At 72.1% G+C, this 24,948-nt stretch carries 19 protein-coding genes; 14 read left to right on the plus strand and 5 right to left on the minus strand.

All coding sequences use genetic code 11. From position 1 onward, the window contains the following. Positions 1–516 precede the first annotated feature (516 nt). Together ACIRYZ_RS26025 and ACIRYZ_RS26030 are read left to right on the plus strand one after the other, a co-directional pair. Entirely contained in the window at positions 517–2,160 is a 1,644-nt protein-coding gene (locus ACIRYZ_RS26025; protein ID WP_402948301.1) for an RNA polymerase sigma factor, read from the plus strand. 207 nt (positions 2,161–2,367) lie between these two features. Next, positions 2,368–3,297, plus strand: a complete 930-nt coding sequence (locus ACIRYZ_RS26030) for a S1 family peptidase (RefSeq protein WP_402948304.1) — start codon at positions 2,368–2,370, stop codon at positions 3,295–3,297. Positions 3,298–3,513: 216 nt separating this feature from the next. Here ACIRYZ_RS26030 and ACIRYZ_RS26035 read toward each other — a convergent pair whose 3' ends face one another. Next, complete coding sequence (locus ACIRYZ_RS26035) at positions 3,514–3,750, minus strand: hypothetical protein (RefSeq protein WP_402948306.1); 237 nt, start codon at positions 3,748–3,750, stop codon at positions 3,514–3,516. A 538-nt stretch (positions 3,751–4,288) separates the two neighbouring features. Here ACIRYZ_RS26035 and ACIRYZ_RS26040 point away from each other — a divergent pair. From ACIRYZ_RS26040 to ACIRYZ_RS26065, 6 genes are all read left to right on the plus strand, one after another. Continuing rightward, positions 4,289–6,400, plus strand: coding sequence for a type IIA DNA topoisomerase subunit B (locus ACIRYZ_RS26040; RefSeq protein ID WP_402948309.1), 2,112 nt, complete (start codon positions 4,289–4,291; stop codon positions 6,398–6,400). Positions 6,401–6,554: 154 nt separating this feature from the next. Continuing rightward, entirely contained in the window at positions 6,555–7,040 is a 486-nt protein-coding gene (locus ACIRYZ_RS26045; RefSeq protein ID WP_402948311.1) for a DUF1453 domain-containing protein, read from the plus strand. A gap of 30 nt (positions 7,041–7,070) precedes the next feature. Beyond that, positions 7,071–8,231 (plus strand): sensor histidine kinase, encoded by a 1,161-nt coding sequence (locus tag ACIRYZ_RS26050; RefSeq protein ID WP_402948313.1) that lies wholly within the window; start codon positions 7,071–7,073, stop codon positions 8,229–8,231. Positions 8,232–8,304: 73 nt separating this feature from the next. Further along, positions 8,305–8,997 carry a response regulator gene (locus tag ACIRYZ_RS26055; protein ID WP_402948316.1) on the plus strand — a complete coding sequence of 231 codons (693 nt, stop codon included), beginning with the start codon at positions 8,305–8,307 and terminating at the stop codon, positions 8,995–8,997. 127 nt (positions 8,998–9,124) lie between these two features. Next, positions 9,125–9,676 carry a DUF485 domain-containing protein gene (locus ACIRYZ_RS26060; RefSeq protein ID WP_402948319.1) on the plus strand — a complete coding sequence of 184 codons (552 nt, stop codon included), beginning with the start codon at positions 9,125–9,127 and terminating at the stop codon, positions 9,674–9,676. Further along, positions 9,673–11,352 carry a cation acetate symporter gene (locus ACIRYZ_RS26065; protein WP_402948321.1) on the plus strand — a complete coding sequence of 560 codons (1,680 nt, stop codon included), beginning with the start codon at positions 9,673–9,675 and terminating at the stop codon, positions 11,350–11,352. Before ACIRYZ_RS26060 ends, ACIRYZ_RS26065 begins: the two co-directional genes overlap by 4 nt. A gap of 79 nt (positions 11,353–11,431) precedes the next feature. Here the strand turns inward: ACIRYZ_RS26065 and ACIRYZ_RS26070 are convergent, their stop codons facing one another. Continuing rightward, positions 11,432–12,118: a response regulator gene (locus tag ACIRYZ_RS26070; RefSeq protein WP_402948324.1), complete on the minus strand. Its 687-nt coding sequence runs from the start codon at positions 12,116–12,118 to the stop codon at positions 11,432–11,434. Beyond that, on the minus strand, positions 12,118–13,725 hold the full coding sequence (locus ACIRYZ_RS26075; protein ID WP_402948326.1) for an ATP-binding protein: 1,608 nt from the start codon (positions 13,723–13,725) through the stop codon (positions 12,118–12,120). The genes ACIRYZ_RS26070 and ACIRYZ_RS26075 overlap by 1 nt, the downstream gene beginning before the upstream one ends. A 221-nt stretch (positions 13,726–13,946) precedes the next feature. Between ACIRYZ_RS26075 and ACIRYZ_RS26080 the strand changes: the two genes are divergently transcribed. The 3 genes from ACIRYZ_RS26080 to ACIRYZ_RS26090 are packed head-to-tail and all read left to right on the plus strand — an operon-like array spanning position 13,947 to position 16,752. Next, positions 13,947–14,771 (plus strand): ABC transporter ATP-binding protein, encoded by an 825-nt coding sequence (locus ACIRYZ_RS26080; protein WP_402948329.1) that lies wholly within the window; start codon positions 13,947–13,949, stop codon positions 14,769–14,771. A gap of 4 nt (positions 14,772–14,775) precedes the next feature. Next, entirely contained in the window at positions 14,776–15,642 is an 867-nt protein-coding gene (locus ACIRYZ_RS26085) for an ABC transporter permease (protein WP_402948399.1), read from the plus strand. A 36-nt stretch (positions 15,643–15,678) separates the two neighbouring features. Then, positions 15,679–16,752, plus strand: coding sequence for an ABC transporter substrate-binding protein (locus tag ACIRYZ_RS26090; protein ID WP_402948332.1), 1,074 nt, complete (start codon positions 15,679–15,681; stop codon positions 16,750–16,752). A 69-nt stretch (positions 16,753–16,821) separates the two neighbouring features. Here ACIRYZ_RS26090 and ACIRYZ_RS26095 read toward each other — a convergent pair whose 3' ends face one another. Together ACIRYZ_RS26095 and ACIRYZ_RS26100 are read right to left on the minus strand one after the other, a co-directional pair. Continuing rightward, the gene (locus ACIRYZ_RS26095; RefSeq protein WP_402948335.1) at positions 16,822–17,724 is read right to left on the minus strand and encodes a sucrase ferredoxin; all 903 of its coding nucleotides are present in this window, start codon (positions 17,722–17,724) and stop codon (positions 16,822–16,824) included. A 94-nt stretch (positions 17,725–17,818) separates the two neighbouring features. Further along, positions 17,819–20,269: a DNA topoisomerase (ATP-hydrolyzing) subunit A gene (locus ACIRYZ_RS26100; RefSeq protein WP_402948338.1), complete on the minus strand. Its 2,451-nt coding sequence runs from the start codon at positions 20,267–20,269 to the stop codon at positions 17,819–17,821. Positions 20,270–20,584: 315 nt separating this feature from the next. On the opposite strand from ACIRYZ_RS26100, the gene ACIRYZ_RS26105 reads away from it, so the two are divergent. The 3 genes from ACIRYZ_RS26105 (at position 20,585) to ACIRYZ_RS26115 (ending at position 24,821) form a co-directional block, all read left to right on the plus strand. Next, complete coding sequence (locus tag ACIRYZ_RS26105; RefSeq protein ID WP_402948341.1) at positions 20,585–21,919, plus strand: M16 family metallopeptidase; 1,335 nt, start codon at positions 20,585–20,587, stop codon at positions 21,917–21,919. 20 nt (positions 21,920–21,939) lie between these two features. Then, positions 21,940–23,304 carry a M16 family metallopeptidase gene (locus tag ACIRYZ_RS26110; RefSeq protein WP_402948402.1) on the plus strand — a complete coding sequence of 455 codons (1,365 nt, stop codon included), beginning with the start codon at positions 21,940–21,942 and terminating at the stop codon, positions 23,302–23,304. 323 nt (positions 23,305–23,627) lie between these two features. Further along, on the plus strand, positions 23,628–24,821 hold the full coding sequence (locus tag ACIRYZ_RS26115; protein ID WP_402948344.1) for an RtcB family protein: 1,194 nt from the start codon (positions 23,628–23,630) through the stop codon (positions 24,819–24,821). The last annotated feature ends 127 nt before the right edge of the window (positions 24,822–24,948 follow it).

A 24,948-nucleotide genomic window follows, 5' to 3' on the forward strand; every position in this document is an offset into this window, starting at 1 on the left:
GCGCGCCGGGCGCGGCTCGCTCCTCCAGGGCCCTCCGGCCGCACCGCGCGGCGCAGCCGGAGGGCTCCTGCGCGGCGGTGGCGGCCCGAGAGCCCGCGACGGTCACCCGGCCCCGGCCTCGCCGTCCAGGTCGGCGGGACGACAGCCCGCGCCCGTACCGTGCCGTCGCGGTGCCCGACCGTATGGCCAGTCCATGACAACCAACTCCGGAGCGAGTGCGCGATGATGGATCCAGGCCCCCGGGCCGCGGGCGCCGAGCGGTGTGACCCGCGACACGAAGGCCATGCGTAACACTTGACGAGTAGCAGCGATGTGTCCTGAGCGAGAGCAGCTCCGGAATACTCCAACATGTCAGAATGCTGTGTTGGTCCGCGGCGCTGCTGCCGTCCTGCAAACCCAGTCCTCAAGCCCGAGTCGGTCGGAATCGACACCGCGCGTCCGGCGCGCGATCTCCTTCCCCGCCCGCTCGGGCGGCCGGTACGGGTTCGAGTCCACTCATCGTCCGAGAGGTTGTTCGTGTCGGCCAGCACATCCCGTTCGCTTCCCCCCGAGATCGCCGAGTCCGCGGCTCTGCTGGCGCTCATCGAGCGGGGCAAGGCCCAGGGGCAGATCGCCGGTGACGACGTACGCCAGGCGTTCGAGGCGGACCAGATCCCGGTCACCAAGTGGAAGAACGTCATGCGCAGCCTCAACCAGGTGCTGATTGAGGAGGGGGTGGACCTCATGGTCAGCGCGGCCGAGCCGGCCGGCGCCAAGCGCAAGAGCGTTGCTGCCAAGAGCCCCGCCAAGCGCACCGCCACCAAGGCTGTCACCACCCGGACCCCGGCCGCCTCGTCGGCCCCGACCAAGCCGCCCGTGCGGATCGCCCCCGGCGCGCCCGTCGCGGCTCCGGCCGTCGCGGCCGCCGCGGCCTCCGCCCCCACGGTCTCCGCCGAGATCACCGTCGACGCGGCGACCGGTTCGGTCACCGAGGTGAAGGCGGCTCCGGCGAAGAAGGCCGTCCCGGCCAAGAAGACCGTGGCCAAGAAGACCGCTGCGCCGGCCAAGAAGGTCGCCGCCAAGAAGACCGCCACCGCCAAGGCCGGCAAGGGCGGCGACGAGGAGCTGCTCGGCGACGAGGAGCTGCTCGAGGAGGTCGCGCTGCCGGGCGACAAGGCCGAGGCCGAGGGCCCGGAGGAGGAGTCGGAGGGCTTCGTCCTCTCCGACGACGACGAGGACGACGCGCCGGCCCAGCAGGTCGCCGTCGCCGGTGCCACCGCCGACCCGGTCAAGGACTACCTGAAGCAGATCGGCAAGGTCCCGCTGCTCAACGCCGAGCAGGAGGTCGAGCTCGCCAAGCGCATCGAGGCCGGCCTGTTCGCCGAGGACAAGCTCTCGGCCGCCGACAAGCTCGCCCCGAAGCTCAAGCGCGAGCTGGAGATCATCGCCGAGGACGGCCGCCGGGCCAAGAACCACCTACTGGAGGCCAACCTCCGCCTGGTGGTCTCGCTGGCCAAGCGCTACACCGGTCGCGGCATGCTCTTCCTGGACCTGATCCAGGAGGGCAACCTTGGTCTGATCCGTGCGGTCGAGAAGTTCGACTACACCAAGGGCTACAAGTTCTCGACGTACGCCACCTGGTGGATCCGTCAGGCGATCACCCGCGCCATGGCCGACCAGGCCCGCACCATCCGCATCCCGGTGCACATGGTCGAGGTCATCAACAAGCTGGCCCGCGTCCAGCGCCAGATGCTCCAGGACCTGGGCCGCGAGCCCACCCCGGAGGAGCTGGCCAAGGAGCTCGACATGACCCCCGAGAAGGTCATCGAGGTCCAGAAGTACGGCCGTGAGCCGATCTCGCTGCACACCCCGCTGGGCGAGGACGGCGACAGCGAGTTCGGTGACCTGATCGAGGACTCCGAGGCGGTCGTCCCGGCCGACGCGGTCTCCTTCACCCTGCTCCAGGAGCAGCTGCACTCGGTGCTGGACACCCTCTCCGAGCGCGAGGCCGGCGTGGTCTCGATGCGCTTCGGCCTGACGGACGGTCAGCCGAAGACGCTCGACGAGATCGGCAAGGTGTACGGGGTCACCCGTGAGCGCATCCGCCAGATCGAGTCGAAGACCATGTCGAAGCTGCGCCACCCGTCGCGCTCCCAGGTGCTGCGCGACTACCTGGACTGATCGGCCGTACGACGGCGCTCGCCCACGGCAGGCGGAGCGAGCGCCGCGCGCACAGTGCGCAACGAAGGCCCGGAGCCGTACGGTTCCGGGCCTTCGGGCTGTTCGGTGCCGGGTTCGTCAGCGTCCGAGTGGCGCTTGTCGCTCGTCCGGGTGGCGGCGCCACCGGAAGCGGTCGCACAGCGTAGTTGATCACCTACGCTGTGCCGGTTGCCTGCTGCCGAGCCTTCTGGAGTCACGGTGCTGACCGACCCGGACCGCGCTGATCTGTCGACCCCCGCCCCGCCCCGGGCCGACCCGGCCACCGCCCGGACGGCCCGTCGCCGCCGACGGGCCGCCGCGCTGGCGCTGCTCGCCGCCGTGCCCGTCCCGCTGGTCGCCCTCGGTGCGGCCGGCCCGGCCGAGGCGCAGCGCCGGGTGGTCGGCGGCAGCACCGTGAGCACCGTCGACCACCCGTGGATCGTGGCGCTGGCCAGCCGCCAGCAGTTCGGCAGCGGGCGCTCCGGCCAGTTCTGCGGGGGAGCGCTGGTCACCCCGACCAAGGTGGTGACGGCGGCGCACTGCTTCTACGACGAGGCCAAGGGGCGGGTGGACCGGCCGGGGCTCAAGGTGATCGTCGGCCGGGACGACATGCGCGGCTCGGCCGGCCACGAGGTGGTCGTCCGGTCGGTCTGGGTCCACCCCGGCTACAACTTCGCGGCGAACATGAACGACGTCGCGGTGATCACCCTCGCCGACTCCCAGGGCGCCCGGCCGGTGGTCGAGCTGGTCGGCCAGGGCGAGAGCGCGCCGTACGCGGCCGGGACCAGGGCGCAGGTGTACGGCTGGGGCGACACCAGCGGGCGGGGCGACTACTCGCCGGTGCTGCGCGGGGTGGACGTGCCGATGGTCCCGGACCAGGCCTGTGCGCACGCCTACCCGGGCGGGCCGGACGGCAGGTTCGACGCTCGCGGCATGGTGTGTGCGGGCGAGGAGAAGGGTGGCAAGGACGCCTGCCAGGGCGACAGCGGTGGCCCGCTGATCGTCGGCGGCAGGCTGGTCGGCCTGGTGTCCTGGGGGACGGGCTGCGCCGAGGCGGGCCGCCCCGGCGTCTACACCCGGGTGTCCTCGGTCACGGACGCGGTGCGCTCGGCGCTGTGAGCGTCGCCGCAAGTGATGGCGCGGTGACGTTCTGACGTCGTTTCGGGTCCGGCCGACCCGGCGGCGGTGCTCCGAGAGCGAACGCGGGAGAAGCGTCCGGAGAACAGCTGAGCCGGGTGGCCGGCCCCCGAAGGGTCCGGCCACCCGGCTCACCGGTCGCGCGCAGTGCGCGACCGGACACAGCTCGACGCTGGCTGCTGGTTACGGCGCCTGGGATCAGCGCTCGTCTTCGGCGGCCGTGGCGGTGGTGCTGGTGCTGGTGAGACGGCCGCTCTCGTCCTGTATCTCCACGGCGATCTTCTTGAGCTCGGGCTCGAACTTCCGGCCGTGGTGGGCACAGAAGAGCAGCTCTCCGCCGCTCGCGAGTACGACGCGCAGGTAGGCCTGGGCGCCGCAGCGGTCGCAGCGGTCAGCCGCGGTGAGCGGGCTCGCAGGTGTCAGAACAGTAGTCACGTCGCCTCTTCTCTAGCTCGACGAGCTGTCGTACCAGGGTCAACATCCAACCAGGCCGAAAACGTTCCCGCTCGTGGCTTTTCTTCTCTGAGGATTCTGCTGTGTTGATGAGGACGTGCCCCGGGCGTCGGTGGTTCATGCGTGCCGAATCCCGGGATCCGCCCGTCGCTCGAACGCCCGATCGGGATCGGGTCCGAGGTCCGCGTAGCATAATCCTCTGCCGGGTTGGAGCATAAGCCCCGTCCCGGGCCCCGGTAGCCTGCATAACGGCAGTTCCGGAGGCTGTGCCGGACCCCACGATCCGCCAGGACCGGTGGTACCGGGAGGAGATGGCGGCCCCGGGGCCCACGCCCGGGCGCGGTCCTTGTTCGCGCAGCGCGTACAAGCTGCGCGGGACCGGCCCGCCGTGCTGTGCGCCCGGCGCAGGGGTGCGAGCACACAGAGCGACGACTGTCGGTGCGGCGTGCTGCACTGGCGGTTGGTCCGGATGCGTCCGGATGTGACCGATGAGACAGAACTTCACCGAGGAGAGTGCCGCGTGAGTGCCGAAACGACCGTGCCGTCCGCGCTGCTGGCCGGCGACGACGGTTCCAACTACACCGCGCGGCACCTGCTCGTCCTGGAGGGCCTGGAGGCGGTCCGCAAGCGCCCCGGCATGTACATCGGCTCGACCGACAGCCGCGGCCTGATGCACTGCCTCTGGGAGATCATCGACAACTCCGTCGACGAGGCGCTGGGCGGCCACTGCGACCACATCGAGGTCGTGCTGCACCCGGACTCCTCGGTCGAGGTCCGCGACAACGGCCGCGGCATCCCGGTCGACGTCGAGCCCAAGACCGGGCTGTCCGGCGTCGAGGTCGTGATGACCAAGCTGCACGCCGGCGGCAAGTTCGGCGGCGGCTCCTACGCGGCCTCCGGCGGTCTGCACGGTGTCGGCGCCTCCGTCGTCAACGCGCTCTCCGCCCGCTTGGACGTCGAGGTCGACCGCAGCGGCCACACCCACGCGATCAGCTTCCGCCGTGGCACCCCCGGCATCTTCACCGAGGCCGGTCCGGACTCGCCCTTCGAGCCGGCCAACGGCCTCAGCAGGAGCCGCAAGGTGCCGAAGACCCGCACCGGCACCCGGATCCGCTACTGGGCCGACCGGCAGATCTTCCTCAAGGACGCCAAGCTCTCCCTGGAGAACCTGCACAACCGCGCCCGGCAGACCGCCTTCCTGGTCCCCGGCCTGACCATCGTCGTGCGTGACGAGCGTCTCACCGAGAGCGAGCAGGTCGAGGAGTCGGTCTTCCACTACGACGGCGGCATCGCCGAGTTCTGCGAGTTCCTGGCCCCCGACAAGCCGGTCTCCGACGTGCTGCGGCTGCACGGCGAGGGCACCTTCAAGGAGACCGTGCCCGTCCTGGACGAGCTCGGCCACATGACCCCCACCGAGGTCACCCGCCACCTCGGGGTGGACATCGCGCTGCGCTGGGGCACCGGTTACGACACCACCCTGCGCTCCTTCGTCAACATCATCGCCACCCCCAAGGGCGGCACCCACGTCACCGGCTTCGAGCGCTCGCTGGCCAAGACCGTCAACGAGGTGCTGCGCGCCAGCAAGCTGCTGCGCGTCGCCGAGGACGACATCACCAAGGACGACGCCACCGAGGGGCTCACCGCGGTGGTCACCGTCCGGCTCGCCGAGCCGCAGTTCGAGGGCCAGACCAAGGAGGTGCTCGGCACTTCGGCGGCCAACCGGATCGTCGCCGCCGTCGTCGCCAAGGAGCTCAAGGCCTTCCTCACCTCGGCCAAGAAGGACCAGAAGCTGCAGGCCCGGGCCGTGCTGGAGAAGGTGGTCGCGGCCGCCCGCACCCGGGTCGCCGCCCGCCAGCACAAGGAGGCCCAGCGCCGGAAGACCGCGCTGGAGACCAGCTCGCTGCCGGCCAAGCTGGCCGACTGCCGCAGCGACGACGTCGAACGCAGCGAACTGTTCATCGTCGAGGGCGACTCCGCGCTCGGCACCGCCAAGCTCGCCCGCAACTCCGAGTTCCAGGCGCTGCTGCCGATCCGCGGCAAGATCCTCAACGTGCAGAAGGCCTCGGTGAGCGACATGCTCAAGAACGCCGAGTGCGCCGCGATCATCCAGGTCATAGGAGCCGGCTCGGGCCGCACCTTCGACATCGACCAGGCCCGCTACGGTCGGGTCATCTTCATGGCCGACGCCGATGTCGACGGCTCGCACATCCGCACCCTGCTGTTGACCCTCTTCCACCGCTACATGCGGCCGATGGTCGAGCAGGGCCGGGTCTTCGCCGCCGTGCCGCCGCTGCACCGGATCGAGCTCACCAACCCCAAGCGCGGCCAGGAGAAGTACCACTACACCTACTCCGACGCCGAACTGCGCTCGACCCTGCTGGAGTTCCAGCGCAAGGGGATGCGCTGGAAGGAGCCGGTGCAGCGCTACAAGGGTCTGGGTGAGATGGACGCCGACCAGCTGGCCGAGACCACCATGGACCCGCGCCACCGCACGCTGCGTCGGATCAACCTGGGCGACCTGGAACAGGCCGAGAAGATCTTCGACCTGCTGATGGGCAACGACGTCGCCCCGCGCAAGGAGTTCATCGTGGACTCGGCGGCCACCCTGGACCGCTCGCGCATCGACGCCTGATCCCGGCAGTGCGCGAGGGCCCTCCACCCACGGGTGGAGGGCCCTCGCGTTCCGGGTTCCACCCGGGGTCCACCCCGGCTCCGATCAGCGGGAACCGCCGGATCCGTAGCGTCGGAGAGGTCAGAACAAGCCTCTCCTCGGGACGGATGATCCGATGCCTGCCGTAGCCAATCTCCTCGTGATCGCCGCGGTGACGGTCCTGGTGGTCCAGCGCCAGATGCGCGTCCAACGCCTGGACACCGAGCGCCGCTTCTGGTTGCTGCCGCTGATCCTGGGCGTGCTCGCGCTGCGCGATCCGCAGATCATCGACCACCAGCACACCGTGCTGTCGGCCGCCCTGCTGGCCGCCGGAATGGTCGCTGTGCTCGCGATGGGCACCGTCTGGGGCTGGACCGTCCGGATCTGGCGGGCCGCGGACGGCACCGTCCTGCTCAAGGGCACCAAGGCCACCCTGGCCGCCTGGGGTGGGATGATCGCCATCCGGATCGGGCTCTACGCGCTCGGTTCGGCCCTGGGCGTCCATCAGGCGGGCAGCACGCTGATGCTCGGCATGGCGGTCCTGCTGCTGATCCGCTCGCTCGTGGTGAACTTCAGGGCCCGGACGCTGGAGCTCGCGCAGACCACCGCCGTCCTGCACTGACCCATCGCCGTGAGCACCGAGGAGGCACCCGTGGCCGGGAGGTACTGGACCCGCTGGCCGTCCCGGGAAGGACTGGAGCGCGAGGCCGAGAGCCGGCCGCGGCGGGTCCTCACCGTGTTCGGCCGGAGCGTCCTGCTGGTCATCGTCGGGTGGGGGACCTTCTCCGACGGCAAGTACGCCGGCTGGGCGGTGGCGGCCGCAGCGGCCGGGCTGGCCGGGGCCATCGCGCTGTGCGCGCTGTACCTGCGCGCCACCCGGGAGCAGCGTCCGGCGGCCTCGTACCTGCTGGCCGCCGCCCTGGTCGGCGGCGCCTGGCTGGCCAACTGGGGGCTGGCCTACACGCTGGCCGACTTCCTCTGGATCGGGCTGGCCGTGACGGTACTGATCCGGCTGCCGCCCGGGCCCGCGCTGCTCGCCACGGCGGCCGCGCTGGGCTCCTACACGATGGCTTCCCCGGCGAGCTGGCTCAGCATCTCCGCCACCGTCGGCGGTTGCGTCCTGGTCGGCTTCCTGCTGCGGTTGGACATCGAGGCGCGCGGCACCGCCCGCAGGCTGCTCGCCCAGGAGCGCGCCGCCCGGGCCGCCGAGGCGGAGAGCGCGGCGCTCGCCGAACGGGCCAGGATCGCCCGGGAGATCCACGACGTGCTCGCCCACAGCCTCTCCGCGCAACTGGTCCACCTGGAGGCGGCCCGGCTGATGCTGGACGCCGGGACCGACCGCGAGCAGATCCGCGAACGGGTCGTCGCCGCCCGGCGGATGGCGCAGGACGGTCTGGCCGAGACCCGGCAGGCGCTGTCCGCGCTGCGCGGGGAGTTCACTGCGGTCGGCGAGTTCCTGGTGGAGCTGACCGAGCGCGAGCGGGCCGTGCTCACCGTCACCGGTACGCCCCGGCCGCTGGCCGCCGAGGCCGGACTGGCGGTGCGGCGCACCGCGCAGGAGGCGGTGACCAACGTCCGCAAGCACGCGCCGGGTGCCCGGTGCACCGTCGAACTGCGCTACCTGGACGGGGCGGTGGAGCTGGAGGTGCGCAACACCCGGGCGCCGCGCGGCGAGTCCTCCGGAGAGCTGGCCGACAGCGGCAGCGGGTACGGTCTGCTGGGGATGCGCGAACGCGCGGAACTGCTCGGCGGCACCCTGCTGGCGGGCCCGGAGGACGGAGGATGGCGCGTGCTGCTGCGGGTGCCGGAATGAGTGAGCGCGGCGAACCCATCATCGGGAGGTGCGGATTCCGCGAAGCGACCGCCGGGCGTCGCGAGGTGGACGCATGAGCGGGACGGTCACCAGGGTGCTGGTGGCGGACGACCAGACCGTGGTGCGCGAGGGCATCGTGATGCTGCTGGGGCTGCTGCCCGGCATCGAGGTGGTCGGCGCGGCGGCGGACGGGGAGGAGGCCGTGGCCCTGGTGGAGCGTCATCACCCGCACGTGGTGCTGATGGACCTGCGGATGCCGCGGGTGGACGGTGTCGAGGCGACCAGGCGGATCCGGGCCGCCCACCCGGAGACCGAGGTCGTGGTGCTCACCACCTACGCCGACGACGACTCGCTGTTCCCGGCGCTGCAGGCCGGTGCGCGCGGCTACCTCACCAAGGACGCCGGCGGTGAGGAGATCGCCAAGGCCATCGCGGACGTCCGCGCGGGTGCGGCCGGTCTCTCCCCGCAAGTCCAACTCCGCTTGCTGGAGCGGCTTTCCGAGAAGCCGACCCAGCCCGCGCCGACCGCCGAGCGGCCCGCCGCCCGGTCCGGGGAGCTGCCGGACGGGCTGACCGTGCGGGAGGCCGAAGTGCTCGCGCTGATCGCCGAGGGGCTCTCCAACGCCGAGATCGCCCAGCGGCTGTTCGTCAGCCAGGCCACCGTGAAGACGCACATCAACAACCTGTTCGCCAAGACCGCGGTGCGGGACCGGGCGCAGGCCGTCGCGTACGCCTTCCGCCACGGAATCACCGGTACGCAGCAGTAGTCGTATGGGTGTCCGTCAGATGATCGACCACCTCATCGGGTGAACGTATCTGCGATGGTCAGGGGCGGTGTCCGGCGGCCCCCATGATGGTTCGGGTCAGAACGCCCGGCCCGGCCCAGGAGCAGCAGTGCCACAGCAGCAGACCAGCAGTCCCGGCCAGGGGCAGCGATTCGACTGGTGGGCCGCTCCGGCCGCCGCCACCGCGTCCGAGCCAGCTGTCGCACCCCGCCGAACGGCCGTACCGGCCCAGCCGGTGTCCACCCGTACGGCCGTCGCCCAGTCGGCCGCCGCCCCCGAGCCGGTGGCCCCTCCGCTCGCCCCGGCCGTCGTGCCGCAGGAGCCGTCGGTGCCGCCGAGTACCACCGACAGCACCGAGGTCTACCGGTCGGTCCAGGCCAGCGCGGCCTTCCAGGACATCCGCCGCAGCTACCGGGTGTTCGTCTTCCCGGTCAGCGGCGCATTCCTCGGCTGGTACCTGGTGTACGTCGCCGCCGAGGCCGTCGCTCCCGGCGTGATGCGCAGCCGGGTGGCCGGCCCGCTCAACGTGGCCTGGCTGCTCGGCCTGCTGCAGTTCGCCACCACCTTCCTGCTCACCTGGCTCTACGCCCGCAACGCCCGGACCAAGCGCGACCGCGCCGCCCTGGGCCTGCGCTGGGACACCCAGGACCAGCTGCGATGACGACCCTGACGAACGCGGTGACGACCGCCGCCACCCCGCCGCCCGTCGCCCCCACCGGCGACCACCACGACCTGGCGATCGTGCTGTTCGCCGTCATCGTCCTGGTCACCCTGGGCATCACCCTCTGGGTCGGCCGCCAGGGCAACGCCGCCGAGGACTTCTACGCCGGCGGCCGCGGCTTCACCCCGCTGCAGAACGGCTTCGCCCTCTCCGGCGACTACCTCTCCGCCGCCTCCTTCCTCGGCGTCGCCGGACTGATCGCCCTGTACGGCTACGACGGCGTGCTCTACAGCATCGGGTTCCTGGTCGCCTGGCTGGTCGTGCTGATGCTGGTCGCCGAACTCGTCCGCAACGCCGGCCGGTACACCCTCGCCGACGTGCTCGCGTTGCGGCTGCGCCGCCGCAGGGTGCGCGCGGCCGCCGGCGGCGCCAGTGTCGTGGTCACCCTGCTCTACCTGGTCGCCCAGATGGTCGGCGCCGGCTCGCTGGTCGCCCTGCTGCTCGGCACCAACAGCTCCCAGGCCCGGACCTGGACCATCATCGCCGTCGGCGCCCTGATGATCGTCTACGTCACGGTCGGCGGGATGCGGGCCACCACCTGGATCCAGATCGTCAAGGCCTTCCTGCTGATCGCCGGCTCGGTGCTGCTCACCGTGCTGCTGGTGGTCCGTTTCCACGGTGACCTGTTCGAGCTGATGCGCCAGGCCGCCCAGCACAGCGGCGCCGGGCACCGCTATCTCGAACCGGGCCTGAAGTACGGCGCCACCTTCACCAGCCGGCTGGACTTCTTCAGTCTGGGCCTGGCGCTGGTGCTGGGCACCGCCGGCCTGCCGCACATCCTGTCCCGCTTCTACACCGTGCCCACCGCGCGGGCCGCCCGCCGCTCCACGATGTGGGCGATCGGGCTGGTCGGCGGCTTCTATCTGATGGCCATCGCGCTCGGCCTCGGTGCCTCCGCACTGGTCGGCTCGGCCGAGGTGCGGCACGCCAACCCGGCCGGGAACACCGCCGTCCCGCTGCTCGCCCTGGTGCTCGGCGGTGGCAACGGCAGCACCGGCGGGGTGGTGCTGTTCGCCCTGATCTCGGCGATCGCCTTCGCCACCATCCTCGCCGTGGTCGCCGGGCTGACCCTGGCCTCCTCGGCGGCCTTCGCCCACGACATCTGGGCGGGCGCCTGGCGGGGCCACCCGCGTCGCGGTCGTGCGGCCGAGGTCAGGGAGAAGCCCAGCGAGCAGCAGGAGGTGGTGGTCGCCCGGTTCGCCGCCGCCGGGATCGGCGCGGTCGCGATCGTGATCAGCCTGTACGCCCAGCAGCTGAACGTCGCCTTCCTGGTCGGCCTGGCCTTCGCGGTGGCCGCCTCCTCCAACCTGCCGGTGCTGCTGTACAGCCTGTTCTGGTCGCGGTTCACCGCCCGGGGCGCGGTCTGGTCGGTGTACGGCGGGCTGGTCCCGGCGATCGTGCTGGTGTTCTTCTCGCCGGTGGTCTCCGGTTCCAAGGCGGCGCTGTTCCCCGGCGTCGACTTCCACTGGTTCCCGCTGGAGAACCCCGGCATCGTCTCCATCCCGCTCGGCTTCCTGGCCGGCTGGCTCGGGACGCTCACCTCGCCCGAGCCCGCCGACGCGGACCGCTTCGCCGAGCTGGAGGTGCGTGCCCTCACCGGTGCGGGCGCGGCCTAGGGTTTGCCCTGAGGGTCGCGCCCCGGGGAACCCCGGCGGGCCTGGGGCCGCCGGGGTTCCCCCGTGTCCGCGTGCCGGGCTACGCCCCGGCGGCCAGTCCGTAGCGGTGTTCCGGGCGGCCGGTGTCGCCGTAGCGCAGGGTCAGCCGCAGCCGGCTGTCCCGTTCCAGCTGCTTGAGGTAGCGCTGCGCCGTCGAGCGGCTGAGCCCGGTGGCGTCGGCGACCTCCTGGGCGGACAGCGGGCGACCCGCCCGGCGCAGCACGCCCAGCACCAGGTCGGTGGTCGGCGCCGAGTGCCCCTTCGGCAGCGCGCCGGCCGGGGCGGAGACGCTGCGCAGGGTCGCGAACAGCCGGTCCACCTCGTCCTGGCCGGCCTCCCGGGCCGGTGCGGCCAGCGCGTGCCGCAGCTGGGCGTACGAGACCAGCTTGCCCCGCAGCCCGGCGAAGGTGAACGGCTTGACCAGGTACTGCAGTGCGCCGTGCTGCATCGCGGCGTGGACGGTGGAGACGTCCCGGGCCGCGGTCACCATCATCACGTCGCAGGCCACCTGGCGTTCCCGCAGCCGCCGGACCAGGGCCAGGCCGGTCTCGTCCGGCAGGTGGTGGTCGAGCAGCAGCAGGTCCACCGGGCGGCGCTCCAGCGCGGCCAGCGCCTCCCCGGCCGAGTGCGCGGTGCCCGTGACCCGGAAGCCCGGGACCTTGGCCACGTACGCGGCGTGCACGTCCGCGACCCGGAAGTCGTCGTCCACCACGAGTACGTCGATCATCACGCCTCCACGAGCTGAGTGGTGAGCAGGGCCTCGGGCAGCTCGACGGTGAACCGGGCGCCGCCGAGCGGGCCGGAGTCGAGCACGATCCGGCCGCCGGTGCGTTCGACCAGCCGCCGCACCATCGCCAGGCCCAGCCCGCGCGGACGGTGCGCGGGCGCCTCCTTGCTGGTCCATCCGTCCTCGAAGACCTGCTCGCGCAGCTCCTCCGGCACCCCCGGGCCGCTGTCCGCGACCTGCAGCAGCAGCGTGGAGCCGGCCGCCGCCAGCGTCACCTCCACCTGCCCGCCCCCGGCGGGCGCCAGGGCGTCGACCGCGTTGTCGACCAGGTTGCCGAGCACCGTCACCAGCGCCCGGGCGTCCACGACCGCGTCCGGCAGGTGGGCCGCCGGGGCCAGCACCAGCCGCACCCCGCGCTCGCCGGCCACCGCCGTCTTGCCCGCCAGCAGGGCCGCCACGTGGGGGTCCTGCACCTGTTCGGCGATCTTGGCGGCGACCACGGCGTGCGAGCCGGACTGCTCGGAGATGAAGGCGACCGCCTGCTCGTGGCGGCCGAGCTCCAGCAGGCCGAGCAGGGTGTGCATCCGGTTGGCGTGCTCGTGGTCCTGGGCGCGCAGCGCCTCGGTCAGGCTGCGGGTGGTGTCCAGCTCGCGGACCAGTGACTCCAGCTCGGTGCGGTCGCGCAGCGTCACCACCGCGCCGCCCTCGGGCCCGGCCGAGGCCGTGGCCATCCGGTTCACCACCAGCACCCGGTCGTCCCGGACGGCCGGCAGGTCGGTGCCGGTGATCCGGCCGGTCAGCACGTCGGTCAGCCGGCCCGGCGGCAGCACCTCGGCGATCGGGCGGCCGGTGCAGTCCTCGGGCAGGCCGAGCAGCCGGACGGCCTCGTCGTTGGCCAGCCGGATCCGGCCGCGCTCGTCCAGCGCCACCATGCCCTCGCGGATGCCGTGCAGCATCGCCTCGCGTTCGACCAGCAGCGCGGAGATGTCGGCGAGCGCGATGTTGTGGGTACGGCGCTTGAGCCGGCGGGCCAGCGCGAGGGTGGCGACGGTGCCGGCGGCCAGGCCAGCGCCGGCGCACAGCAGGATGCCGGTGAGCATCTTCAGCAGACGGCGGCGGATCGAGTCGTCGCTGATGCCGACCGACACCTCGCCGACGATCCGGCCGTCCGCCATCCGCAGCGGCACCTTGCCACGGGCGGTGCGGCCCAGGGTGCCCTGCTGGATCGCGGTGACGCTGCGGCCGCTGAGGGCGGGCTCCGGGTCGGTGCTGACCCGGTGGCCGATCCGGCCCGGGTCGGTGTGCGAGAGGCGGATCCCGTCCAGGTCGGTGACCACCACGAAGCTGGCGCCGGTGGCCAGCCGGATCTGCTCGGCGTTGCGCTGGGCGGTGACCACGTCGCGGGCGGCGGCGGCCCGGGCGATGGTCTCGTCGGTGGCGGTGGCCTGGGCGATGGACAGCGCGCGCTGCATCGCGTCGTGGTCCAGCTCGCTGCTGACCGGGGCCAGGAACAGCCCGGCCGTCACCGTGGTGACGCCGACGGTGACGACGGTCTGGCTCAGCAGCAGTTGCGCGAAGACCCGGCGGGGCCAGCGGGGGAGCTTCATCCGGGCCTCCTCTCGGCGGCTGCGGGCCGGTGCGGGCGGGGGGTTGGGACACCCTATGTTTCCGCCGTGTTTCTGTCAGCCGCGTCCCCGCAGTTGTAGCGGAAGCAAAACGAGCAGAACACCCCTCAATGCGGAGAAGCCGCACTACGCGAAGAAGGCTCCCGCCGGGGCCGGGCCCGCTCCTACCTTTCCGGGGCAAGCACTGACCCGGGAGGCAAAGCATGACCAACACCCCGGCGATCGAGCTGACCGGCGCGACGAAACGCTTCCGCACCCCCTCCGGGGCCCTGCACACCGCCGTCCGCGATCTCGATCTGACCGTCGCCCAGGGCGAGTTCGTCGCCGTCGTCGGCCCCACCGGCTGCGGCAAGTCCACCACGCTGACCCTGGTCAGCGGCCTGGAGGAGCCCACCGAGGGCGAGGTCCGGGTGCACGGCGAGCCCGTGCGCGGGATCCACTCCCAGGTCGGGTTCGTCTTCCAGCAGGACGCCGTCTTCCCCTGGCGCACCGTGCTGTCCAACGTCATGGCCGGTCCGCGCTTCCGCGGCGTGCCGACCGCCGAGGCCAGGGAGCGGGCCCGGGACTGGCTGGGCCGGGTCGGCCTGGCCGCCTTCGAGGACCGCTATCCGCACCAGCTCTCCGGCGGCATGCGCAAGCGGGTCGCGCTCGCCCAGACCTTCGTCAACGACCCGGCGATCCTGCTGATGGACGAGCCGTTCTCGGCGCTGGACGTGCAGACCCGCGCCCTGATGTCCGACCAGCTGCTGGAGCTGTGGGCGGGGACGGGGTCCTCCAAGAGCGCGGCCTCGGTCATCTTCGTCACCCACGACCTGGACGAGGCCATCGCGCTCGCCGACCGCGTCGTGGTGATGACCGCCGGGCCGGCCACCGTCAAGGAGATCTTCACCGTCGACCTGCCACGACCGCGCACCGTGGAGGCCGTCCGGCTGGAACCGAGGTTCGTCGAGCTGTACCGCGAGATCTGGGCCTCCCTCGGCGAAGAGGTGCGCATCACCCGGGAGAGAGGAGCGGGTCGTGCCGCTTGAGAGCGTGTCCGAGACCGCGTCGGCCGTGGCGGGGAAGCCCGTGGCCGTCACGACGAGAACCGAGGCCCGTGAACGGGCCGCACGCAACCGGAAGTTGGGTGTCTACGGAGCCCGGGTCGGGGTGCTGATCGCCTTCCTCGGACTGTGGGAGGTGTGCGCCCGGACGAACGTCATCGACCCGTTCAACTTCGCGCAGCCGTCGAGGATCTGGGACCAGATCCGGCAGTGGGTCACCCACGGCACCGCGCAGGGCTCGCTCGGCGAGCAGATCGGCTACACCCTGTACGAGGCCCTCACCGGCTGGGTGCTGGGCGTCATCGGCGGTGTGCTGCTGGGCATCGCGCTCGGCCGGATCCGCTTCCTGGCCGATGTGTTCGGGCCGTACATCAAGGTGCTCAACGCCATCCCGCGGATCGTGCTCGCCCCGATCTTCCTGATCTGGTTCGGCCTCGGCCCGGCCTCCAAGGTCGCCTCCGCGGTGGTGCTGGTGTTCTTCCCGGTGTTCTTCAACGCCTTCCAGGGCGCCCGCGAGGTGGACCGCAACCTCGTCGCCAACGCCCGCATCCTCGGCGCCGACAACCGCAAGGTCACCCTGCAGGTGGTCATCCCCGCCGCCACCACCTGGATCTTCACCAGCCTGCACGTCAGCTTCGGCTTCGCGCTGATCGGCGCGATTGTCGGCGAGTACATCGGCGCCACCAAGGGCCTGGGCCTGATGGTCGCCGCCGCCCAGGGCACCTTCAACGCGGCCGGGGTGTACGCGGCCATGGCCATCCTCGCGGTCGTCGCCCTGGTGACCGAGGGGCTGTTGACCTACGCCGAGAAGAAGCTGTTCCGCTGGAAGCCCGCGGACGCGGGCGACGGCCGCTGACCCCCTTTCCCGTCCGTAAGAGAGGCACCCCCACCCATGCGCCCGAACCCGACAGGCAGAGCGGCGGTCGCCGCCCTCGCCGCCGTGCTGCTCCTCCCGCTCTCCGCCTGCGCCAACGACGCCGCCACCTCCACCCACGGCGCCGCCGCCCCGGCCGGCCGGCAGGTCGACGGACCCAAGGTCAAGATCATGGTCGGCGGCCTGGACAAGGTCATCTACCTGCCCGCGATGCTCACCCAGCGGCTCGGCTACTTCGCCGACGCCGGCGTCAACGTCGAGCTGATGAGCGAGCCGGCCGGCGTCAACGCGACCACCGCCCTGCTGGCCGGCGACGTCCAGGGAGCCGTCGGCTTCTACGACCACACCATCGATCTGCAGGCCAAGGGCAAGCACGTCGAGTCCGTCGTGCAGTTCGCCCAGGCGCCCGGCGAGGTCGAGCTGGTCTCCACCAAGCAGGCCGACGCGATCAAGTCCGGTGCCGACTTCAAGGGCCGGAAGCTCGGTGTCACCAGCATCGGCTCCTCCACCGACTTCCTCACCAAGTACCTCGCGGTCAAGAACGGCGCCGCCGTCAGCGACTTCAGCCCGATCGCGGTCGGCGCCGGCCAGACCTTCATCGCCGCGCTCCAGCAGGGCAGCATCGACGCCGGGATGACCACCGACCCGACCGTCGCCAACGTCCTCGACAAGGGCCTCGGCAAGATCCTCTACGACATGCGCACCCCCGAGGGCTCGCGCCAGGCGCTCGGCGGGCTCTACCCCTCGTCCTCGCTGTACATGAACACCGAGTGGGTGGAGAAGAACCGGGACACCACCCAGAAGCTCACCAACGCCTTCGTGAAGACCCTCAAGTGGATGTCCACCCACACCCCGGAGGAGATCGCCGCGAAGATGCCCGCCGACTACGCGCAGGGCGGCGCCGAGCAGTACGCGGCGGCGATCAAGTCGACCCTGCCGATGTTCACCACCGACGGGGTGATGCCGGCCGACGGCCCCAAGACGGTGCTCGCGGTGCTCGCCGCCTTCCACCCGGACGTCAAGGGCAAGGAGGGGACGATCGACCTGTCCAGGACCTACACCACGGAGTTCGTCGGCAAGGCCACCGGCTGAGGCCCTGCCGCCAGCCTGCGGCCCTGCCGCCGCCGCGGTCCCGCGCTCACCCCCACGGGCGCGGGACCGCTACACGCCCCGCACCGACAGCACGTCCATCCGCGACGGCGTCCCCGCCGCCTTGCCGCAGCTCTCCGGACGCGCCGGCTCGCTCACCGTCTCGATCACGTCCACCTCCCAGGCCCGGCCGTCCCGGTGGATCACCCGGACCAGCCAGCGGCCCTCGCCGTCCGGCCGCTGGGTCAGGGTCAGCGCGTCCACCCCGGTCTCGCCGGTCGCCAGCCGCACCGCGTGCTCCGCCGCCTGGCCCGGACGCTCCCAGCCCGAGCAGCCCCGGGCCCACTCCGGCACCATGTGCCCGGCCGCCGTCGCGGCCAGCACCTCCTTGGCGGTCTCCGCCGTCAGCCGCCCGTACGCGTAGCCGTACGGCAGCACCAGCATCGTCGGGGCGAACCGGTGCCCGCCCAGATGGGTCACCTCCCACACCTCGCTGTGCCCGGCCGCCGCCAGCTCCGCCGCCAGCGGACGCCCCAGCAACGCGCAGCAGCGGTCCCGGCGGCCGTTGGTGCACACCAGCGCCAGCGGGCCGCCGATGTGCTCCGCCCCGAAACCCGTGTGGTCGCCGACCCCCAGCGCCGCGAAGTCCAGCTCCAGCAACTCGGCCGGATCGGCCACCTGCGCCCGGCGCACCCAGCCGCGGCCCGGCACCGTGTGCGCCACGACCACCTCGTGCCGCGTCGTCGGCAGGCAGTCGGCGTGCCGGCCCGGCCGCCGGATCAGCGCGATCCGCACCCCGGTCCCCGCCGTGGCCTCCTCCAGCGCGCGTCCGGTCGCGGGGTCGAGGTGGCTCTCCCGCAGCGCCTTCGCGCCCCACGGGCCGTTCTGCTCCAGCAGCAGCCAGGTGGTCGCCACCGCGGCCGTGGCGGTCAGCGGCTCCGAAAGTTCACGCGACACGGTCGCACAGGTGCTCACCCGTGTAAGGCTACCCTCAGCGGTTCGGCCCGGTCCGGGTGCGCCGGAGGGCGGGGAGCCCGCAGGCACCCCGCCCTCCCCGGGCTCCCTCCCGCTACGCCGGGCCGGCGACCACGGCGATCGGAGTGGTCACCGGGGTGCCCGAACCGTCGCGGCGCGGGTCGCGCTCCGGCAGGTCGACCGGGGCGCCCTTGGCCGTGGCGGCGCGGGCCGGAGCGGCGCCGGCCCAGGCGAAGGTCAGGCCGTCCTCGCCGCGCAGGAAGCGCTGGCAGCGGACGCCGCCGGTGGCACGGCCCTTGCGCGGGTACTGCTCGAACGGGGTGACCTTCCAGCTGGTCTGCTCGTCACCGGCGAGGGTGCCCGAAGCCCCCGCCACCGAGACCACCACCGCGTCCGCGGCCGGGTCCACCGCCGTGAACGACAGCACCCGGGCGCCGTCCGACAGCTTGATGCCCGCCATGCCACCCGCCGGGCGGCCCTGCGGACGGACCTGGCCCGCCGGGTAGCGCAGCAGCTGGGCGTCCGACGTGATGAAGACCAGGTCCTCCTCGCCGGTGCGCAGTTCGACCGCGCCCACCAGCTCGTCACCCTCCTTGAGGGCGATCACCTCGAACTCGTCCTTGTTCGCCGGCCACTCCGGCACCACCCGCTTCACCACGCCCTGCACCGTGCCCAGCGCCAGGCCCGGCGAGGACTCGTCCAGCGTGGTCAGCCCGAGCACCCGCTCCCCGGCCTCCAGCCGCAGGAACTCGTCCACCGCCGCACCGCCGGCCAGCGTCGGCGACGGCGTCGGCGGCAGCGCCGGCAGGTCGATCACCGGCAGCCGCAGCACCCGGCCCGCCGACGTCACCACACCCACGTCCGCGCGCGCCGTCGCGTGCACCGCCGACACGATCACATCGTGCTTGGAGCGCTTCTCCGACACCTCGAACGGCTCGCCGTCCGCCGTGCGCGCCAGCAGCCCCGTCGAGGACAGCAGCACCCGGCACGGGTCGTCCGCGACCTCCAGCGGCACGGCCAGCGCCGCCGCCGGGGCCGCCCCCGCCTCCAGCAGGACCGTGCGCCGCTCCGTCCCGAACTGCTTGGACACCGCGCCCAGTTCGGACGACACCACGCTGCGCAGCCGGGTGTCCGACTCCAGGATCTCGGTCAGCTCCGCGATCTCCGCGGTCAGCTTCGCCTTCTCCTGCTCCAGCTCCACCCGGTCGAACCGGGTCAGCCGCCGCAGCGGGGTGTCCAGGATGTACGCCGTCTGCGTCTCCGACAACGAGAAGCGCTCCATCAGGCGCTCCTTCGCCTGCTGCGCGTTGTCACTCGACCGGATGATCGCGATGACCTCGTCGATGTCGACGAGCGCCACCAGCAGACCCTCGACCAGGTGCAGCCGCTCCTCGCGCTTGCGCCGGCGGAAGTCGCTGCGCCGGCGCACCACGGTGAAGCGGTGGTCGACGTAGACCTCCAGCAGCTCCTTCAGCCCGAGCGTCAGCGGCTGGCCGTCCACCAGCGCCACGTTGTTGATGCCGAAGGTCTCCTCCATCGGCGTCAGCTTGTACAGCTGCTCCAGCAGCGCCTCCGGCACGAAGCCGTTCTTCACCTCGATCACCAGCCGCAGCCCGTGCTCGCGGTCGGTCAGGTCCTTGACGTCCGCGATGCCCTGCAGCTTCTTCGCGTTGACCAGGTCCTTGATCTTCGAGATGACCTTCTCCGGGCCGACGTTGTACGGCAGCTCGGTCACCACGATGCCCTTGCGGCGGGCCGTCACCGACTCCACCGTCGCCGTCGCCCGGATCTTGAAGGTGCCGCGGCCCGACTCGTACGCGTCCCGGATCCCCGACAGGCCCACGATCCGCCCGCCCGTCGGCAGGTCCGGACCGGGCACGAACCGCATCAGCGTGTCCAGGTCCGCGTTCGGGTGCTTGATCAGGTGCCGGGCCGCAGCCACCACCTCGGACAGGTTGTGCGGCGGCATGTTCGTCGCCATGCCCACCGCGATGCCCGTCGCGCCGTTCACCAGCAGGTTCGGGAACGCGGCCGGCAGCGCCAGCGGCTCCTGCTCACTGCCGTCGTAGTTCGGCCCGAAGTCGACGGTGTCCTCGTGGATCGACTCCACCATCGCCATCGACGCCGCCGTCAGCCGCGACTCGGTGTAGCGCATCGCGGCCGGCGGGTCGTCGTTGCCCAGCGAACCGAAGTTGCCGTGCCCGTCGATCAGCGGCAGCCGCATCGAGAACGGCTGCGCCATGCGCACCACCGAGTCGTAGATCGACGCGTCACCGTGCGGGTGCAGCCGACCCATCACCTCGCCCACCACGCGCGCGCACTTCACGTGCGCGCGGTCCGGGCGCAGGCCCATCTCGTTGGCCTGGTACAGGATCCGGCGGTGCACCGGCTTCAGACCGTCCCGCGCGTCGGGCAGCGCACGCGAGTAGATCACCGAGTAGGCGTACTCCAGGAAGGAGCCCTGCATCTCGTCCACGACGTCGACATCGAGGATCCGCTCCTCGAAGTCTCCGGGCGGCGGGGTCTGCGAACTGCGGCGGGCCATCGCGGCGGGGCTCCCTTACGTGTCGCTGGCTTTGTCGTCGGTCCGACGTCGGTCGGTCGTCGGCCGTCGTCGGTCGGTCGGACGGGCGTCGCCGTCCTGCTCCCCGCCCTGCCGTCGGACCCGTCAACCGGGCGCCGTCAACAGGGCACGGCGCCCCCATTGTGGACCCTCCCGCCGACACTCCCGGTCAGCGGCCCTCTTCCGCCCCTGGCGAACGCCCCGTCCGCGCGGACACAAACACACCTTCCGCGCGTTGCACCACAATGGGGGACGCCACACGAACCCCGACATCGACGACGGGAAGGACCCGAGCGCATGGCCAACCCGGCCCCCGCCTCCAGCCGAGGCATCGCCATCACCGAGCACCGCCTGGCCAACGGCCTGCGGGTCGTCCTCTCCGAGGACCACCTCACCCCGGTCGCCGCGGTCTGCCTCTGGTACGACGTGGGCTCCCGGCACGAGGTCAAGGGCCGTACCGGCCTCGCCCACCTCTTCGAGCACCTGATGTTCCAGGGCTCGGCCAACGTCTCCAACAACGGCCACTTCGAACTCGTCCAGGGCGCCGGCGGCTCGCTCAACGGCACCACGAGCTTCGAGCGCACCAACTACTTCGAGACCATGCCCGCCCACCAGCTGGAGCTCGCCCTCTGGCTGGAGGCCGACCGGATGGGCTCGCTGCTCGCCGCCCTCGACGAGACGTCCATGGAGAACCAGCGCGACGTCGTCAAGAACGAGCGCCGCCAGCGCTACGACAACGTCCCGTACGGCACCGCCTTCGAGAAGCTCACCGCGCTGTCCTTCCCCGACGGCCACCCGTACCACCACACCCCGATCGGCTCCATGGCCGACCTGGACGCGGCCACCCTGGAGGACGCCCGCGCGTTCTTCCGCACCTACTACGCGCCCAACAACGCCGTGCTGTCCGTCGTCGGCGACATCGACCCCGAGCAGACCGTCGCCTGGGTCGAGAAGTACTTCGGCTCCATCCCCGGGCACGACGGCAAGCAGCCCCCGCGCTCCGGCGAACTCCCCGACACCATCGGCCGCGAACTGCGCGAGGAGATCCACGAGGACGTCCCCTCCCGCGCCCTGATGGCCGCCTACCGCCTGCCGCACGACGGCACCCGGGAGGCCGACGCCGCCGACCTCGCGCTCACCATCCTCGGCAGCGGCGAGTCCAGCCGCCTCTACAACCGGCTCGTCCGCCGTGACCGCACCGCCGTCGCCGCCGGCTTCGGCCTGCTGCGCCTCGCCGGCGCCCCCAGCCTCGGCTGGCTCGACGTCAAGACCTCCGGCGACGCCACCATCCAGCAGATCGACGCCGCTGTGGACGAGGAGCTCGCCCGCTTCGCCGCCGAGGGGCCCACCTCGGAGGAGCTCGAGCGCGCCCAGGCCCAGATCGAGCGCGAGTGGCTCGACCGGCTCACCACCGTCGCCGGCCGCGCCGACGAACTCTGCCGCTACGCCGTCCTGTTCGGCGACCCCAAGCTGCTGAACGACGCCCTCCCCAAGGTCCTCGACGTCACCGCCGAAGAGGTCCAGGCCGTCGCCAAGGCCCGGCTCCACCCCGACAACCGGGCCGTCCTCGTCTACGAGCCGACCGCCGCCGCTTCCGACGCCGCTTCCGAAGAGGAGGGTGCCGCCGTATGAGCACCGACTACGTCCCCGCGATGACCTTCCACCCCCAGCCCCGGCCGGGCACCCCCAGCCCGTGGGCGTTCCCCGCCCCCGAGCGCTCCGCCCTCGGCAACGGCATCACCGTCCTGCACTGCCACCGGCCCGGCCAGCAGTTGGTCGCCGTCGAGGTCCTCCTCGACGCCCCGCTCGCCGCCGAACCCGAGGGCCTCGACGGCATCGCCGCCATCCTCGCCCGCGCCCTCAACGAGGGCACCGACACCCTCACCGCCGAGGAGTTCGCCGCCGAACTCGAGCGCGCCGGTGCCACCCTCGACGCCCACGCCGACCACCCGTGCATCCGGGTCTCCCTGGAGGTCCCCGCCTCCCGGCTCCAGCGCGGCCTCACCCTGCTCGCCGACGCCCTGCGCGCCCCCGCCCTCCCCGCGGAGGAGATCGAGCGGCTGGTCGCCAACCGCCTGGACGAGATCGTCCACGAGCAGGCCAACCCCGCCCGGCGCGCCGCCAAGGCCCTCTACGCCGAGCTCTTCGACGCCGCCGACCGCCTCTCCCGGCCCCGCAGCGGCACCGCCGAGACCGTCAAGCCGATCGACCGCGCCGCCGTCAAGGCCTTCTACGAGGCCCACGTGCGCCCGGCCACCAGTACCGTCGTCGTGGTCGGCGACCTCACCGGCGTCGAGCTGCCCGCCCTGCTGGAGAGCACCCTCGGCACCTGGACCGGCTCCGCCGCCGAGCCCTCCGCGCACGCCCCCGTCACCGGCGACGACCGCGGCCGCGTCGTCATCGTCGACCGCCCCGGCTCAGTCCAGACCCAGCTGCTCATCGGCCGGATCGGGCCCGACCGCCACGACCCGGTCTGGGCGGCCCAGATCCTCGGCACCTACTGCCTCGGCGGCACCCTCACCTCCCGCCTCGACCGGGTCCTGCGCGAGGAGAAGGGCTACACCTACGGCGTGCGGGCCTTCGCCCAGCCGCTGCGCTCCGCCGCCGACGGCAGCGGCCGCGCGCTGCTGGCCATCAGCGGCTCGGTGGACACCGCCTCCACCGCGCCCGCGCTCGCTGACACCGGGACCATCCTGCGCACCCTCGCCGCCGAGGGCCTCACCGACGCCGAGCGCGACGAGGCCGTGCAGTTCCTGGTCGGCGTCGCGCCGCTGAAGTACGAGACCGCGGGCTCGGTCGCCGGCACCCTGGCCGACCAGGTCGAGCAGCAGCTCGCCGACGACTACCAGGCCGAGGTCTACCGGCAGCTCGCCGAACTGCCCACCGCCGCGGCCACCGAGGCCGTGGTCGCGGCCTTCCCGCCGGACCGCCTGGTCACCGTCCTGGTCGGCGACGCCGCCGCGATCGAGGCGGACGTGCGGGCGCTCGGGATCGGCGAGGTCACCGTCATCAGCTGACGCCCGCTGTCGTTCGGTCCGGCCCGGTGGAGCTTCCCGCTCCACCGGGCCGGACGCGTTTTTAAATCCGTTGCGGGCCCGGCCCGTTCTGTGGATAGATGTTCCCCGACGCACAACACGTGCGAACTGCGACGAACGAAGGGAGGCGGTCACCATGCGGGTCGAGCGAGCCATACGACGACGCTCCCCAAGGCCGTATCTCCCCTGTTCCGCTCCGGCTGCCTGAGCGCACCCGTTTCTGAACTTCCCCGAGCCGCACCGGGATTTGCATATGCGCGGCGATTCCATTTCTGAACCACCCGACCTCTGGAGGTCGTTCAACCATGACGTACACCGAGGTGCCCGGAATCCGGGTGCCGATCCGGATGTGGACCGACCCGGCGACGGTCGAGGGGGCGGCCATGCAGCAGCTGCGCAACATCAGCTCCCTGCCCTGGCTGCACGGCCTCGCCGTGATGCCCGACGTCCACCTGGGCAAGGGCGCGACCGTCGGCTCCGTCATCGCCATGAAGGGCGCGGTCTGCCCGGCCGCGGTCGGCGTCGACATCGGCTGCGGGATGAGCGCGGTGAAGACCTCGCTCACCGCCAAGGACCTCCCGGACGACCTGTCCCGCCTGCGTTCCAAGATCGAGCAGGCCATCCCGGTCGGTCGGGGCCTCCACGCCGACCCGGTCGACCCGACCAAGCTGCACGGCTTCCGCGCGGCGGGCTGGGACGACTTCTGGCAGCGGTTCGACGGGGTGGCGGAGGACGTCAAGTGGCGCCGTGAGCGGGCGATGCAGCAGATGGGAACGCTCGGATCCGGGAACCACTTTTGCGAGGTTTGCATCGATACGTCCGGTTCTGTGTGGCTGATGCTGCACTCCGGCTCCCGGAACATCGGCAAGGAACTGGCGGAGCACCACATGGGCGTCGCCCGCTCGCTGCCGCACAACCAGGGCCTGATCGACCAGGACCTCGCGGTGTTCATCGCGGACACCCCGCAGATGGCCGCCTACCGTCAGGACCTGTTCTGGGCGCAGGAGTACGCGAAGAACAACCGTGCCCTGATGATGGCGCTCTTCCAGGACGTCGTCCGCCGGGAGTTCCGCAAGGCAAAGGTCACCTTCGACGAGGTGATCAGCTGCCACCACAACTACGTATCGGAGGAGCGGTACGACGGCGTCGACCTGCTGGTGACCCGCAAGGGCGCGATCAGGGCCGGCTCCGGCGACTACGGGATCATCCCCGGTTCGATGGGGACGGGCTCCTACATCGTCCGTGGCCTGGGCAACGAGGCGGCGTTCAACTCGGCCTCGCACGGCGCGGGCCGCAAGATGAGCCGCAACGCGGCGAAGAAGCGGTTCACCACGCAGGACCTGGCCGAGCAGACCAAGGGCGTGGAGTGCCGCAAGGACAGCGGCGTCGTCGACGAGATCCCGGGCGCCTACAAGAACATCGAGAAGGTCATCGAGCAGCAGAAGGACCTGGTCGAGGTGGTCGCGCACCTCAAGCAGGTGGTCTGTGTGAAGGGCTGACCGAAACGGATCGGGGTGGGGGCCCCCCGGGGGGGGGCCCCCCCCCCCCGGGGGGGGGGGGGGGGGGGGGGCGCCCGGGGGGGGGGGGGGCTTCAAAGCGCACGATTGGGGGGGGGGGGGAGGGCCC

Source organism: Kitasatospora sp. NPDC101155, from assembly GCF_044768305.1.
In the GTDB taxonomy this organism is placed as follows: domain Bacteria; phylum Actinomycetota; class Actinomycetes; order Streptomycetales; family Streptomycetaceae; genus Kitasatospora.